This is a genomic window from Massilia sp. LXY-6 (assembly GCF_051233485.1).
GTDB lineage: Bacteria > Pseudomonadota > Gammaproteobacteria > Burkholderiales > Burkholderiaceae_D > Telluria.
Window position 1 is genome coordinate 1 of record NZ_JBKFGF010000083.1, and the last position, 14,734, is coordinate 14,734.

The 14,734-nt window shown below is 59.9% G+C and carries 14 protein-coding genes, 1 tRNA gene and 1 pseudogene; 10 read left to right on the forward strand and 6 right to left on the reverse strand.

Annotation, left to right across the window (positions count from 1 at the left end; translation table 11 throughout):
• A partial coding sequence (locus tag ACI48D_RS25290; RefSeq protein WP_435574005.1) for an ArnT family glycosyltransferase occupies positions 1–1,499 on the forward strand: 1,499 nt, incomplete at its 5' end.
• A 62-nt stretch (positions 1,500–1,561) separates the two neighbouring features.
• Here ACI48D_RS25290 and ACI48D_RS25295 read toward each other — a convergent pair.
• Positions 1,562–2,164 carry an FxDxF family PEP-CTERM protein gene (locus ACI48D_RS25295; protein ID WP_435574006.1) on the reverse strand — a complete coding sequence of 201 codons (603 nt, stop codon included), beginning with the start codon at positions 2,162–2,164 and terminating at the stop codon, positions 1,562–1,564.
• 291 nt (positions 2,165–2,455) lie between these two features.
• On the opposite strand from ACI48D_RS25295, the gene ACI48D_RS25300 reads away from it, so the two are divergent.
• A complete protein-coding gene (locus tag ACI48D_RS25300; RefSeq protein WP_435574007.1) occupies positions 2,456–2,905 on the forward strand; it encodes a hypothetical protein in 450 nt (149 codons plus the stop codon).
• Between the two features lie 102 nt (positions 2,906–3,007).
• On the opposite strand, the gene ACI48D_RS25305 is transcribed toward ACI48D_RS25300, so the two are convergent.
• Positions 3,008–4,975: an APC family permease gene (locus ACI48D_RS25305; RefSeq protein ID WP_435574017.1), complete on the reverse strand. Its 1,968-nt coding sequence runs from the start codon at positions 4,973–4,975 to the stop codon at positions 3,008–3,010.
• 120 nt (positions 4,976–5,095) lie between these two features.
• Between ACI48D_RS25305 and ACI48D_RS25310 the strand changes: the two genes are divergently transcribed.
• Positions 5,096–5,180, forward strand: a tRNA-Leu gene (locus tag ACI48D_RS25310).
• A 156-nt stretch (positions 5,181–5,336) separates the two neighbouring features.
• Here the strand turns inward: ACI48D_RS25310 and ACI48D_RS25315 are convergent.
• Positions 5,337–6,266, reverse strand: coding sequence for an IS5 family transposase (locus ACI48D_RS25315; protein WP_435574008.1), 930 nt, complete (start codon positions 6,264–6,266; stop codon positions 5,337–5,339).
• 45 nt (positions 6,267–6,311) lie between these two features.
• Here ACI48D_RS25315 and ACI48D_RS25320 point away from each other — a divergent pair, with 45 nt between their 5' ends.
• Positions 6,312–6,521: a helix-turn-helix transcriptional regulator gene (locus tag ACI48D_RS25320; RefSeq protein WP_435574018.1), complete on the forward strand. Its 210-nt coding sequence runs from the start codon at positions 6,312–6,314 to the stop codon at positions 6,519–6,521.
• A gap of 232 nt (positions 6,522–6,753) precedes the next feature.
• On the opposite strand, the gene ACI48D_RS25325 is transcribed toward ACI48D_RS25320, so the two are convergent.
• Together ACI48D_RS25325 and ACI48D_RS25330 are read right to left on the reverse strand one after the other, a co-directional pair.
• Positions 6,754–7,464 carry a nucleotidyl transferase AbiEii/AbiGii toxin family protein gene (locus ACI48D_RS25325; protein ID WP_435574009.1) on the reverse strand — a complete coding sequence of 237 codons (711 nt, stop codon included), beginning with the start codon at positions 7,462–7,464 and terminating at the stop codon, positions 6,754–6,756.
• Positions 7,461–8,066 carry a type IV toxin-antitoxin system AbiEi family antitoxin domain-containing protein gene (locus ACI48D_RS25330; protein ID WP_435574010.1) on the reverse strand — a complete coding sequence of 202 codons (606 nt, stop codon included), beginning with the start codon at positions 8,064–8,066 and terminating at the stop codon, positions 7,461–7,463. Before ACI48D_RS25330 ends, ACI48D_RS25325 begins: the two co-directional genes overlap by 4 nt.
• 854 nt (positions 8,067–8,920) lie before the next feature.
• Here ACI48D_RS25330 and ACI48D_RS25335 point away from each other — a divergent pair.
• The 6 genes and pseudogenes from ACI48D_RS25335 to ACI48D_RS25360 all read left to right on the forward strand — a co-directional run bounded on the left by ACI48D_RS25335 (position 8,921) and on the right by ACI48D_RS25360 (position 13,046).
• Positions 8,921–9,415, forward strand: coding sequence for an Hcp family type VI secretion system effector (locus ACI48D_RS25335; RefSeq protein ID WP_435574011.1), 495 nt, complete (start codon positions 8,921–8,923; stop codon positions 9,413–9,415).
• A gap of 8 nt (positions 9,416–9,423) precedes the next feature.
• Positions 9,424–9,813: a CHAP domain-containing protein gene (locus tag ACI48D_RS25340; RefSeq protein WP_435574012.1), complete on the forward strand. Its 390-nt coding sequence runs from the start codon at positions 9,424–9,426 to the stop codon at positions 9,811–9,813.
• Positions 9,794–10,465: a hypothetical protein gene (locus ACI48D_RS25345; RefSeq protein WP_435574013.1), complete on the forward strand. Its 672-nt coding sequence runs from the start codon at positions 9,794–9,796 to the stop codon at positions 10,463–10,465. Before ACI48D_RS25340 ends, ACI48D_RS25345 begins: the two co-directional genes overlap by 20 nt.
• A gap of 50 nt (positions 10,466–10,515) precedes the next feature.
• Entirely contained in the window at positions 10,516–10,995 is a 480-nt protein-coding gene (locus ACI48D_RS25350; protein ID WP_435574014.1) for a hypothetical protein, read from the forward strand.
• Positions 10,996–11,356: 361 nt separating this feature from the next.
• Positions 11,357–11,520, forward strand: a pseudogene (locus ACI48D_RS25355) (Arm DNA-binding domain-containing protein); the annotation flags it as partial.
• 830 nt (positions 11,521–12,350) lie between these two features.
• Entirely contained in the window at positions 12,351–13,046 is a 696-nt protein-coding gene (locus tag ACI48D_RS25360) for a PEP-CTERM sorting domain-containing protein (RefSeq protein ID WP_435574015.1), read from the forward strand.
• Positions 13,047–13,259: 213 nt separating this feature from the next.
• On the opposite strand, the gene ACI48D_RS25365 is transcribed toward ACI48D_RS25360, so the two are convergent.
• A protein-coding gene (locus tag ACI48D_RS25365; protein ID WP_435574016.1) for an IS3 family transposase occupies positions 13,260–14,512 on the reverse strand; the annotation gives its coding sequence in 2 pieces (ribosomal slippage) (positions 13,260–14,233 and positions 14,233–14,512; 1,254 coding nt in all).
• Between the last annotated feature and the right edge of the window lie 222 nt (positions 14,513–14,734).

Consider the following 14,734-nt stretch of genomic DNA (forward strand, 5'->3'; position numbering starts at 1 on the left):
CGGCGCGCATGTCGACCATCGGCATCTTCGTGCTGGGCACCGTGTCGCTGTGGCAGACCGCGTTCCGGCTGGGCCGGCGCGCCGAAGCCCAGCCGCTGCGCCTGGCCTTCGGCGGCCAGCCCGAACCCGACGACTACGGCCGCACCCTGGCCGACACCGCCGTCCTGATCTACCTGGGCTGCCTGGGCCTGCTGCTGCAGAGCCATGAAACCCTGGCCGTGACCCTGCAGGGCTCGCTGCTGGCCTGGTTCCTGTACCGCTCGGTGCGCTATATCGAAGAGCCCAGCACGCGCAACGCGGTGCTGACCGGCGTGGTGCTGGGCACGCTGGCCCTGACCCGCGGCATCGCCTCGCCCATCGTCCTGCTCGGCGCGCTGTTTCTCTGCAATCGCTTCCTGAAGCTGCCCGCTCGCCCTACCCTGCGCAACGTGGCCCTGGCCGCGGGCTCCGCCCTGCTGGTAATGCTGGTGTGGATCCTGCCCGCCCTGCTGGTGCAGCCCTACGGCCAGTCGCCGGTGAGCGAATGGCTGACCTGGAACGCCACCCAGCTGGGCATGCCGAGCTGGTTCTCGATCAAGGCCTTCTTCCGTGTCGGCATCTGGTTCTGCTGGCCGGCCTGGCCATTCGCCGCCTGGACCGCCTGGGCCTGGCGCCGCCAGCATGGCCTGCTGCACATCATCCTGCCGACCTGCTCCGTCGGCCTGCTGGTGCTGCTGGTGCTGTGCGACCCGGTCCCGGAAAACGGCGACCTGCTCAAGCTGCTGCCGCCGATGGCGCTGATGGCCGCCTTCGGCCTGCCGACCATGAAGCGCGGCACGATCAATGCGATCGACTGGTTCTCGGTGATGGTCCTGAGCCTGCTGGGCGGCCTGATCTGGCTGTTCTGGGTGGCAAAGCTGAGCGGCTGGCCGGCGCAATTCGCCAAGAACGCGCTGAAGCTGGTGCCGGGCTTCAAGCCCGAATTCGGCATCGTCGCCTTTATCGTGGCCGCCGCCACCACGGTCGGCTGGTTCGTGCTGGTGCACTGGCGCCTGTCGCGCCAACCCTCGGTGCTGTGGCGCGCCGTGGTGCTGTCGTCCGGCGGCCTGATCATGCTGTGGGTGCTCCTGATGACGCTGTTCCTGCCCGACCTCAACTACGGCAAGAGCTACGCCAGCGTGGCCCAGCAGATCGCGGCGCGCCTGCCGGCCAACGCCGACTGCATCGAGACCAACGTCGGCCCGGCCCAGCGCGCCTCGTTCGCGTATTTCGGCCACCTGCCGTTTGCCGGCGTCGCACACGACAAATGCGGTTACCTGCTGCTGCAGGACAGCCTCAAGAAAACCGCCGAAGCCGCGCACGGCGAGACGGCGCGCCAGAGCGTGATCCAGACCGGCGACGGCCCGCGCGGCGGCGCAGTGGTGCTGGAAGAATTCCGTCCGCGCGACTGGACTTTGCTGTGGGAAGGCCGCCGCCCCTCAGACCGCGACGAGCGCTTCCGCCTGTACCAGCGCCGCTGATACGGCGGCCCAAAAAGAAAGCAACCCGGCCGGCCGGGTGGCTTTTTTTACGTCCCTGTCCCCTACGCGCGCGGGGTCCGGATCCGGCTCGGCACCAGCTGGCGGCGCGCGGCCACGCTCACCAGGCCCAGGCCGGCCAGCAGCATGCCCCAGGCCTGCGGTTCCGGCACCGGCGAGATGGTCAAATCGCCGCCGAAGGCGCCGCCGCCCGCCCCCATCACCTGCCCGTTCACCTTCAGCGCGTAAGACCCGCTGGTCAGGCCGTAGGCCGACAGCGACCACGAATCGGTCGGGTTCGAGCCGAAGCCGGTTTCGTTGATCCCCGCGATCGCCGTGCCGAGGACGGCCATTGTCGCCGGATCGTAGCGGTACAGGCTGAAGCCAGTGATCAGGAGGTCTTTGGTCTGCGGGGTGTTCAGGAAGGACGAGGTCACCGAGGCGGCGGCATCGAAGGGCGTGCCGACGTTGAAGGTGAAGATGTCGCTGAACGTGCTGCCGACGGTCGAGGCCGCGAAGGTATCGCCGAAATGCGCGTTGAAGCCGCCCACGCCGTCGCCCGCTGTCACTAGCGGAACGGTCCGGTCGATCGCCTGCGCGGCGGCGCCTTGGGAGGCGAACGCCGCGCCCGCGATGAGGGCGCTCAGAACGAGAGATTTCAGTTTCATGATAGTTCCCTGAGAAAGTTGTCGGGACTTACACTCCGGGGAGCGGGCGTATTGACACCGATCCTTGATAACAGCATAAGTTCGCACTTACCCCCTCAACTGTTAGATTGCGCACAAATCTCAGCCGTTTTTGACAGAACGTGGCATTTTTGAGCTACGAATTTCCCAAGTGAAAAACACTTCATTTTGGGAAAGGAGTCGCTTGAGAAAGATCAATTCTCCCATGGCTGGGATTATCAGAATGGTGGATGTGCCCGCTATCCCGCGGCATCGCCAGCCAAGGAGCCCATCATGAAAAGCGTGACGTTTTCCGATATCGAGCGCATCCCGGAGCGGGCGCGCCGCCCTTCCATCCTGGCGTCGCCGCAGCGCATGCTGCTGCTCGGGCTGACGCTGGCGCTGGGCCTGCCGGCGCTGATGTTCGCGTTTCACCTGTTCGACCCGGCCGCGCCGCTGGCCTACATCGCGCTGCCGATCCTGGCCGGCGGCTTGTTGCCGATGGCGACCATGATGCCCGGCCGCTTCGAGGTGATGACCCGTTTCGAAGCCTGCCACCTGGTCTGCACGCTCGACGATGCGCTGGGCCGGCTCGGCTATGCGCCCTCCGAGCGCGCTCCCGGCGCCATGCGTTACCGCGCACGCGGCGGCAAGGAAATTGCCGTGACCGTGCACGCGCATGCGCTCGAAGTCACGGGGCCGGTGCCGGCACTGCGCGCGCTGCGCCGCCAGATGGCGGCTTGACAAGAGCGTCTCACAAAATTCTCAGGGCAAGGCGCATCGTCGAAGACAGTACGCCAGTACGGCGAGACGAAGCAACGCCGTCATGAGGATTTTTGAGGCGCTCTACACTTTCATCGGCAGGATTACCATCTGCAGTCCCTCGAAGTGCAGGCGGCGCTGGACGGCCAGCGCCGCCTGGTTGTGCAGCAGCCGGGTGAACCAGTTATCCGATGCAAAAATCAGTTTGCTGGTGAAGAAGATCGAATTCGGATACTCCCGATTGATCTGCTCGCACATGCGGGTCACCTCCTCCACCGCATCGGTGCCGAAGCCGATGTACGACGCCGATGCCATCCCGTGGCTCTGGCAGAAGTCGACGAAAAATTCCAGGGTCTTGGCCGCATCCTCGCGCATCTTTTCGAGCGCGCCCTCGCCGCCGTAGGCGTGCGCGTCGACCGTGCGCGCGTTCACGAACAGGAAGTTCTTGAAATGGCCCGGAAACATGCGCAGCACCCACAACAAGGCATGCAGGCCGCCGCCGCGCGAGGTGCCGACGATGAACACCGCCGTGTGTGCGTCCGGCTCGGGGTCGATCGAGCCGGTCTCCGGACCGAAGGGCTGGTTGGCGAACACCTGGTCCACCGCTTGAATCGCGCGCTTGGTCTCGCGGTAGTGGTTGCGGATGAACACGCACAGGGCCGCGATGGCGGCGATGATCAGGGCGGTGGCCCAGCCCCCTTGCGTGAAGCGCTCGACCAGCAGGATCGCCAGGATGCCGGAGCAGATCACGAAGCCGACCAGCGACAGCAGGAAGCGCCGTACCCAGCGCACGTTATCGGTGTCCTTGCGATGGCGCCACCAGTACAGGCACAGGCCGAACAGCGAGACCGCGAAGGTCAGGAACACCGAGATCGAATACAGCACCACCAGCAGCGTGACCTCGCCGCGGGTCCAGAACAGGATCGCCAGCGCGGCGATGCCCATCACCAGGATGCCGTTCTGGGTGACCAGGCGGGTCGACAGGTAGCGGAACTGGTGCGGCACCCAGGAATCCGAGGCCATGTTCGACAGTACCGACGGCCCGCCCAGGAAGCCGGTATTCGCGGCCACGAACAGCAATCCCGCCTCGAAGGCCAGCGCGACCGCCAACAGCACCTGGTTCAGCACTTGGCCGCCAAGGCCCATGCTGCCGATGATGCGGCGGAAGGTGGTGGCGTTCAGGGTTTCGCCGTGCACCGGCCGTACCTCCCACAGCAGGTACAGCAGGATGATGCCGCCGGCGGTCACGGCCAGCGACAGCGCCATGTAGAACATCGTCATCTTCCCGGTGCGCACGCGCGGCTCGGCCAGCAGGTTGACGTTGTTCGACACCGCCTCCAGGCCCGTGTAGGTGCCGCCGCCCTGCGAATACGCCAGCAGCAGCATCCCGGCCACGCCGGCCCAGCCGATGCCGCCGGCCAGCTCGCGCGTCTCAGCCAAGGTGTTCGGCACCAGCGCCGGCAGGTTCGACACGTGCGCGATGATGCCGTAGACGATCAGCACCAGGTGGGTCGCCACGAAGCCGAGGAAGATCGGCAGCAGGATCTGGATCGCTTCCTTCAGGCCGCGCAGGTTCATCACGATCAGCAGCGCGATGAAGAAGGCCTCGGCCCATAATTTATAGGGCTGGAAGCCGAGCGGCAGGAAGGACGCCAGCGCGTCGACCCCGGACGCGATCGAGATCGCGATGGTCAGCACGTAGTCGAGGATCAAGGCGCAGCCGGAGACCAGCCCGAGGTAGGGTCCGACCAGCTTGGTGGCCACGCGGTAGCCCCCGCCGCCGGTCGGGAACAGCTCGATCACCTGGTTATAGGCGAGCGCGATGATGAAGACGGTGACCGCGGTGGCGATCGCCATGTACAGGCCGAGGTGGGTATGGGCGCCCAGCGCGCGGAAGGTTTCTTCGGGGCCGTAGGCCGACGAGGACAGGCCGTCCGCGCCCAGCCCGACCCAGGCCAGGAAAGCGACCAGCGCCATCGAATGGCGGGTCTCGCTCTTCATCGGGTCGAGCGCCTTGCCGAGGATGATCTCACGTATCTTCTTGTTCTTCATCATGCGCGCCGCGCTGTGTGCGGTCGTTTCTCAGGGTAGCGAGATCATACGCCGGAATGGTTCGCGCGGGCACTGGTCTTTTTGGCATGGTATGTGCTAAGATGCGCGCCTGCGCTTGCAGCCTCTGTGGCGGAATTGGTAGACGCACTTGACTCAAAATCAAGCGCCGAAAGGCGTGCCGGTTCGATTCCGGCCGGAGGCACCACTTACTCATCCGTAGTAATCCAGCGAAGTCCGTGAAACCGCGTTTCTCCCTCTGGGGGCGCGGTTTTTTTGTGCGCCAAAGTTTGAGCTCGTCCATCACCAGGGCTTTGTTGAGCAAATCGAGCAAAGGCCAAGCTGACGCTATTTGTAGAAGGTTTTACAACACCGGAACCGTAACCGGGGTGCCCAGCCGAGTAAAGCGGTTCAGCACGGCAGCTCGCACCTGCAGTTCGGCGACCTGACGGTCGAAGTCACGTGCCATAACGCGTTCACCCAGCAGCTTGAAGCATCGCATTTTGGTTTCAACGAGGCTGCGCCGGTGGTAGCCGCTCCATCTCTTCCATATTGTCCGTCCCACTCTTTTTGTCGTCCGCAGGATGTCGTTACGTGCATCGGCACCGCAGCGGTTTGCCTTCCAGGGTTTGGCATTCCTGCGGGTTGGGATGATGGCATGCGCGGCGCGCAGGGCGATAGCTTCATGACAGTCTTTCGTGTCGTAAGCGCCATCCCCACTGACGCTGGCAATGCGCTCGTCAGCAGGAATCTGATCCAGCAGCGCTGGCAGGACAGGCGCGTCGCCGATACTGTTGTCGGTCACTTCCATGGCCCGGATCTCGAGCGTGGACGCGTCGATCCCGAGATGCACCTTGCGCCATTGGCGGCGGTAATCCGCGCCATGCTTCTTCGTCTTCCATTCGCCTTCGCCCAGCATCTTGATGCCCGTGCTGTCCACCAGCAAATGCAAACCTGTCGTGGTCGGTACGGCGCCGATGGCGACTTGCAGCGTCTTCTGCCGCCGGCTGACCGTGCTGTAGTCGGGCACCGGCCAGTCCAGGCCAGCCAGGCGCAGCAAGCTTTGCGTCATGCCCATGGTCTGGCGTAGCGGTAAATTGAAGAGGCACTTGATGCTCAGGCAGAACTGGGTCGCCTCGTCGCTGAACGCCTGGCTGCGTCCACGCTTGCCGCTCGGTTGCCCATGCCAGTTCATCGTCGGGTCGAGCCAGATGAGCAGCGAACCGCGTGACTTCAATGCTTCGTTATACGTCTTCCAGTTCGTTGTTCGGTACTTCCGGGCAGTGGGTTTCATGCATCAAGGCTACCAGACCTGCTGGCTCTACGTTGGCTCGGCCTGATTTGCGCAACAAAGCCTCGGTTCCTCAGACTTAAAGAGGTGCTCGCCATCTGCGGCAAGTCGCGAAGCAGCGTCTACGACGCAATTAAAAAAGGGGACTTCCCAAAACCAGTGAAGCTCAGCGGCAGGTCGTCCGCGTGGATCAAAAGCGAAGTGGAACAGTGGGCAGTCGATTGCATTCGCGCCAGCCGACAGGACTCAAGGTCTTGAGACGCGGGTCTTTGACCACAAACGGGCGCGGTGCCCGACGGTCAAGGCAAGCACTATCGTATGTGCCAACATCGGCTTAGCGACTGCAGGCTAGGCCGATCTCACTCATCAAGTGCAAGCAAACGTCGCAGCTTCACTGCCACTTCATCCAGGCCCGGCGCCTCAAGCCTACTTTTGGAGAGAAACGCGCGCCACTGCTGCTGCTTGATCGGACTCGCCACAAAGGTGCCGCTCAACCCCATCGGGACGACTGCAAGCACTTCGGTCCGTCGCCGCGCGAACGTCGCCTGGACAGCTTGGCGCAGACGGCGACATCGATCTCGGCATAGGTCGCAAGGAACCACAGGTCAAAGTAGTCTTTCATGCGCGTATTCGCCATACCGAGGCTGACGATCGCTTCGTACTTCTCGGCGATCACGGAGTACACCGGATAAGCGCGCAACGACGGTGCCGCGACATCGTCCAGAAGAGCCGGGAATTGCACGAGTTCCGGCGCCGGTGTGACGGCGTCGCCGTAGCCAACATCGATCTGCACTGAGCAGCGTGCGTTATCCAGAGTGCCGACCAGGGTGACGCGCACGCCGTCGTAATTCGCCTCTTTGCGAATCGGCGCCGCCCGCACGCTTGCGTGGTCGAAGTGGATGCCATCATCGGACGGCATCATGCAAACCTGCTGGAAGACCTCGATCAGGTACTCGATATCCGAAGAACCGAACCCGAGGAGGTCGATGTCCCGGGTTGGACGATGCGGCTGGTCGAACCACAGGTCGAAGAGCAGCGCCCCCTTCAACAGGAACTGGTCGGCCCATGGCGATACACTCAATCGGTACAACAGCCGCTCGAGCGAATACCGTGTCAGCATCAGGTTGAAGTCCGCCTTCTCCGTGCGTGCTCGGTTCAGCAGGCGTGCGCGGATGGATGCGGCGCGATTTGTCGTCTTCATGCTGCCCCTACGGCTTCCAGGTACGGGCGCATGACGTTCGCCACCCTGCAGATCTCGGCGTAACGCCACAGTTCATCCATCGTCGCGCGCTTGCCGTTCCAAGCTTCACGTAGCGCTTCGAGGGCGACATCGAGACCGATCTTGTTTCGGAATTTGAAGCAGTCGGCAACCGTCTTCGCTACGCCAAACACGCGCACCTGCGTGCCCATGACATTAACCGTCTCGACGCCTTCGGTCATCGACGGACCGGACATGCGGACGATGCGCAGCGGCGGATAGTCGAAGCGCGGCGCATGGGCCTTGTGCGGGATGGCGAGCCACACGTCGGATGACTGCTGCGTGGTGAGATCGTGAAAGCGCAGCGCGGATAAGAGGCATAGCACCCCATTTTCACTGCGCGCGGCCACTTCGGCGAAGCTGTCGTAGGCGGATACTGCGCGATCGGGCAAGGCATACAAACCGCGGCCAAGCTTGAGCAGCTTGCCTTCGTCGGTCAACGATGCGAGCAGCGCACGCGATGCGCCGGCGCTGTCCACGTCGCGGGTACGCAGCACGCCCTTGGAGCGCGCCAGCTCAAGAATAAGATCGGCCTGGTGGTTCATGTCGGCAGTCTATACAAAATCTAGGCAATTATCCATGCTTGCCGGGGTTTTGTTACGAATCTGGACCGACGTCATGCAAACAGGTCAAAAGTTCGTCATGACGAACTGCGAAAATTTCGTCATGACGAAATCTGCGTGCCGCCGTAATACTTGGCCTGCGCCTGCATCAGCCACACCCGCTTGTCGACCAGGTCACCACGCTGGTATGCCGCCTCGACCGTGTATCGCAAGTCATACGCTCGGGCAATATGGTTCGGATTTGGCGAGTAAGTTCTCCAAGTGCTCGTGCTAGCGCACTGGATTTCGTCGCGACGAAATTTATTCGTGGTAGCCCAGTCGATGATGGATTCGATACATCCACGCAAGCGCGTTGCTATCCCGGTCTTCGTGGTCCAAATGGGATTGCTCCCCTTGACGACAACGGCCACGGTCGCTGTGCATTGGACCAAAGATCGCCCTGCTATCTCATCCGCTCAACGTTGCTGCTCTAACGCAACCGTCTACGCGAACAATCATGTCATCCTCGCCGATGCCTTTCATTGGATTCGGCCATGAAGCCAGCACACCTCTCGTCACGGCTTTGCTGCCGAGCGGTCTTTCCAAAACCAACCGGTCCACATGAGAACCCGACTGCTCGCTCTTGTCGCCGCTGTCCTGATGAACGCAGCGCCAGCCCACGCTTCCCCGGTGCTAACCCTCGCGCACGCAGACGCAAGGATCGTGATTCAGGCTGGTCAGCGGGGTTAAGTGATCGATCAAACACGGGCGGTTCGTACTCGAATTGCATTCACGGCACGCTCTCGGTGACCAGAACGGGAGACGGGCTAATCTAACCAATCAGGAGAAATACCATCATGGCAGTAGACGCATATCTGCAGATCGAAGGCATCAAAGGCGAGTCGATGGACGACAAGCACAAGGAGTGGATTGAATGCCTGGACGTGGATTTCGGAGTCGATCAGCCGCGCAGTCCGGTAGTGTCGACGGCTGGCGGTCATACGTCAGCGCGAGCCGAGTTCGATGATGTTGTGGTATCCAAGCTCACTGACCTGTCCACACCGCTCCTGCTGCAATACTGTGCGATGGGCAAGACCATCCCGAAGGCGAAGTTCGAGTTCTTTCGCGCAGATGGCAACGGCGAGCGTGTCAAGTATTTCGAAATGGTACTGGAGAGCGTACTCATCGGTTCGATCAAGCCGGGCCTGAAGCCGGCAGGCGGGATGCAAGAGCATTTGCAGCTGAAATTCGCCAGGGTGACGTGGAAGTACACCCAGCAGAAGATTACCGGCGGTGCTGGCGGCAGCACTGCAGGAGGCTGGGACCTGTCGGCCAACAAGGTCATCGCTTAGGTGCGACCATGCCAACTTTCGACGTGGACAAGTTCACGGCACACTTGCGCAACAACGCGGACAGCACGGGCTTTGGCAAAGGGCGGTGTGCCTACTTTGTGAGAGAAGCACTCCGCGACGGCGGCTACAAACCAGGCACGTGGCCAGTGCACGCCAAGGATTGGGGGCCTTCAATGTTACGCGCCGGGTTCCACACGGTGAAGGTCGACGATCTGTCAACGTTCAAGCCGCTGAAAGGTGATGTTGCAGTGATACAGGCAACTACGCATCATAAGAGCGGCCACATTCAAGGCTTTGATGGGAAAAACTGGATATCCGATTTTGTGCAAAAGAACGGGTTCTGGCCAGGTAAAGAGTATCGCGAGGAGAAACCGGCATATGTCATCTACCGTCATTAGTCGAGCGCTTGTTTGCGCAACGCTTGCCTTGGCCAGTACCGCAGTGCTGTGCAGGGAGTCTCAGTCCACTCTTTCGTGCGAAACAGCAAAGGTCGAGCGGACTGCGCTGGGACAAGCGCCCAAGGGTGCGCGTCGCGTGGAAAAGCATGTGTTGGAGGTTATCACGGCAAAAGGAGCGAAGCGATTTGTCGACAAGCCGCCATATGAAGAGATGGGCGGCTTGCGCTGGCGCTACTGCGGCTACGCCCCTCAAGCCAAGGCTCATCTGATCGAGAGGATGGATGAAGACTTTTACTCGGGGGATCTTTTGTTCGATGACACTGGGCGGTTGATGCATGCCGGGCATACCGTCTTGTTCTCGCCAGACGAAAAGGAATTCCTGGCGATCGAACAGGAAGATGGCGTAGATGGTGAGAACTGGACGGTCTACGATGCCGCAGGAAAGGCCAAATGGAAGGGCTACGCTGGGACAACCGCCAAGGTGGACGGGATCGACTCTGTCATATCCACGTTCGATCATCCCCAATGGAACAATCAGAGCAAGCTTACGGCACGCTTTGTTTGCACATCTTCCAAGACCCACGGCGTAGTAACGTTATCCCGTTCGCCGTCCGGTAACTTGAGTTGGCGCGGTCACGTGAAATGTTCGTGATGTGGCGTGTAGCTCTGGACTTCATGGTGTCAGTTCATACCGGAATAAACATGCGAAGTATCCGCTGGATCATCTTTGCCATGCTAGTGGCCCGCGTGTCAATTTCCGCCGCTATGCCTCCAAGTACGCTGAAGCGCGCGTACTTGGACCGTTTGCGACGCGTCCACGTGATAGATGCAAGCAACCGCGCTTCCTTAATTGATGGCTTTCCAGCGATCAACTTAGTGATGGCACCGGACCGCCATTCAGTCGCCTGGAGCGTCGGCTACAAGGACAAAGAAGGAGAAGCCCTGTCCGACGAAGTCAGAATATATCGGCAAGGTCGAGTGCATCGCCTTCCGTGTGGCCCAGCGAGCAGCGACTTTGCATTCCGGGACGGAGGCCGTCGTTTGGTATTGCGATGTGCCGGCTTGCACTTCGCCGGTCTACAGGAACTCTACGATACGGACACGCTCCAGGTTGTCGCCAGTTTTCAGGAGGCGGAAATACTATTGGAGCAACGACCGGATTGGAATATTGATGCCGACTGACAGTGAACGCAGATCCGCGACGAGGGTCCAAGTAGTCAGCGGGCTTCCGCAAACGAAAACCGCCCCCTAACTCTGAACAGCTATGTATCCATGCGTGTATCCACGTCACAGATGAGCTTGCCAAGAAAACCCAGCAGCCACGCTGCTTCTAGCGGACTCGTCGATTCCGGCCGGAGGCACCACAACACTGTACTACCCGGTTTTACATCGTATCATCAGCCCGCATTTCCTATGAACTGCGGGCTTTTTGCTGTCTTGCTCAGTAACAAGAAGTATCATCGTATATCGACCAATTGTTGGTACTTCTCTTGGTATCGCCAATGCCGGCGACGTGCTGGTACCAACATCCCAAGGATGAGCGATGGTCCTAACCGACACCTTCGTACGACAAGTGAAGCACCGCGGTGGCCCAACGGCGAGAAGTATGCTGATTTCAACGGGATGTACCTGCATGTCAGCGCGACCGGAAAGTACTGGCGCCTCGCGTACCGCTACCTCGGCAAGCAGCGCACGCTCGCCTTAGGCACTTCATAAAAGTGAGCGGCTGGCTGGAGAAAGACCTGATCCCCTCGCTTGGCAGTCTGCCCATCTCCGATCCTGAAGGACCAAGGTTTGTTCTCGCGCTGTCTGATTTCATACCCGCAGAGTACCGCTGGCCTGTGGATCGACCAGCACAATTAGATCGAACAGGCAATCGCTGGCGAACTGCGTGAGGTCCGCGGCTTAGCAAGCAAAGCCGCCGAGCACCTCGCCCGCATCGCCGTAGTCCTCGCGGTGATGAACGATCCCGCGGCGACCACCGTGACCGAAGATGGATGCCACGCGCGGCAGTCCTGATGGAGTTTTACCTGGGTAAAGCCCTGCGCTTGACCAACGTGTAGCCCCAGCACGAGGTTCGCCTGTGACCTTCCGTCTCCGCATCCCTGGACGGGATGATGCGAAGGCGGCGCACGTCGCTAATCCGACTAATCCGCTTATCAACAGCCCGTCGGTTAGCGGATTAGCTGACCGCCGCCGTCTGTGCATGAGTGCGCGCATGCTCGTCCACGCTCACACTGCCGCAAGAAGCAGGGTTTCTTGACTGATTACGCAGCAGCCGAGGCAAGAATAATTCCGCTTATAAATAAATATTAACTCTTTAAAACTCTTTAATTATTTTAACATTGTTAATATTTGTAAATAAAATACGATGTCGATAAAACTTACAATTAATAAACCAAAGCAAGAGTAAGTTTTTAAGAATTGATAAGAAGCACCTTATTATTCAATTGCTTAGCGTTTCTTTAATTTGTTGGCACGCATATTGCTAATTACTTCGCGCAGCACAAAAACCTCCACAATACAAGGGAATATCCATGCCGAATAAAATTCAACTTGCATTAGCTTTTTTCTTCACTACGGCTGTAGCTAGCGCTTCCGCTGCACCTACCGTACTTACCTTCGAAGGCATTGGGAACGGTGCCTCAGTGCTTAATTTCTACAATGGGGGAACGGACGGCAATGGGAATAGTGGAACCAATTACGGCATTGAATTTGGTTCAAATACGCTAGCAGTGATAGATGCGGATGCCGGCGGCAGCGGAAATTTCGCTAATGAACCTTCGCCGAATACTGTCATGTTTTTCCTGACCGGAAGCGCGATTCTGAACAGTTCAGCCGGCTTCGATACTGGATTTTCGTTTTTCTATAGCTCTTCTGAAGCGGCAGTAGTTAACGTCTATGATGGTTTAAACGCGACAGGTAAACTGCTTGGCTCGATCAACTTAGCATCACAGTATAACAATGGATGCAGCGGAGATCCGACCGGCGACTATTGCAATTTCACTCCGGTAGGTGTAAGTTTCGCGGGCATTGCACATTCGATCGATTTTGGCGGCACCGTCAATAAGATCGCGTTTGACAATATCACTTTTGGTTCGGCGATTGCTGGAGGCCCAACCGAGCCAGGCCCTGGTAGTGAGGTGCCAGAACCAGGAACCTTGGCGCTTCTTGGACTAGGCCTGCTAGGCACGACGGCAGCTCGTCGGAAGTTTTCAAAGCAGAAAGTTTAATTTCGCTTTGATCCAGTCTGGAAATCTGAACCGGCCGAAATCTATTGTGCTCGGCCGATTTTTCGATCAGTCACTCCATGGCAGGTGTATTCGTAGAAGATCACGCAATTTAAATTCAAGCACAGCACCGACCAGTTCCAAGTGTGGTTAGCACAATCTTGCGTCTGGACTGTCTAAAGTGGACCCATCAGTCAAGACAATCAGCCGGCGAGTTTAAGCTATGTCCGTTTCTACCTCAGCAGCTGCCCGGCGCTGCCCCGTAATGCTATCTTGCGCATGCTCGAGCACCGCGTCGCCGAACTTGTCGATGATCGGCGCACCGCCCCCGACGCCAGCACGGTAAACTTGATCTGGCGTCCCGTAGCCCAGGGCCTGATGCGGCCGCTCGGCGTTGTAGAACGCAAAGTACTGCGCCAGACCGACTGTCAGCTCGGCCATGTTGGTGTAGCCCTTCAGGTACACGTCCTCGTACTTCACGTTACGCCATAGGCGCTCGACAAAGATGTTGTCCAGTGCCCGCCCGCGCCCGTCCATGCTGATCGCCACGCCTTCGCGCTTGAGCACGCCGATAAACACGTCGCTGGTGAACTGCGAACCCTGGTCGCTGTTGAACACTTCGGGCTTGCCGTGGTGGCGCAAGGCCTCTTCCAAGCAGTCCACACAAAATGACGCGTCCATGCTGTTGCTGATCCGCCAGGCCAGCACCCGGCGCGAGTACCAATCGATGATCGCCACCAGGTAGGCAAAACCACGCGCCAGTCGGATATAGGTCAGATCCGTACTCCACACCTGGTTCGGCCGCGTGACCGCCACTCCACGCAGCAGGTACGGATAGACCTTGTGCTGCGGATGCGGTTTGCTCGTCGCCGGGCCCGGCGCCATGCCTGCCAGAGCCATTTCCCGCATCAGGCGCTGCACGCGCTTGCGATTGACGCGGTGTCCTCGGCCGCGCAAGAACACCACCATGCGCCGGCTGCCGTAGAACGGCCGACTGGTGTACTCCTCGTCGATCAGGACGCGCAGCGCGTTGTCCTCCTGGTCCTCATGCTGTTGGCGGACCATCGCCTCCAGCCTTCGGTACACCGTCGCTCTCGGGACACCAGCGAGCTCGCACTGGCGCGTCAACGGCAGGCCCGCAAGGGCAGGCTCGATCCAGTCCATGCGCTCGTTGCGACTTACAGCCCCAGTTTTTTTTTGAGCCAGTCCGTCTCCAGCTTCAGCCGGCCGATTTCGCTGTAGAGCTTGTCCTCCGGGCTGCTCTCGTCCACCGGCTTCGGGCCGCGCTTGGTATCGAACAAGGAGCTCGCGTTCTCCAGAATCTCCTTCTTCCATTGCGTGACCAACTGCGGATGCACGTTGTGCTCCTGCGCGATCTCGTTGATCGTCTTCACCCCGCGAACCGCTTCCAGGCCAATCTTGGCCTTGAACTCCGCCGAATGCGTCCTGCGCTTCTTACCTTCACTCATTCGCTATCATCCTTTCGCGGACGACAGCTTAAACCACCGTCTCAAAGTCGGGGTCCACTATAGTCGGCCATGGGTAACGACGATCGCTACCCTGGACTTCTGCGCTCCCTAGGGAAGCGCTGATTTAATCGCCGAGCTCCCCCGGCCGCCGGCGCAACTGGCACAATGATGCATCCCATCTTTCCAGCATCACCGATGAAGCAAACGAGTTTTTCCGACGCC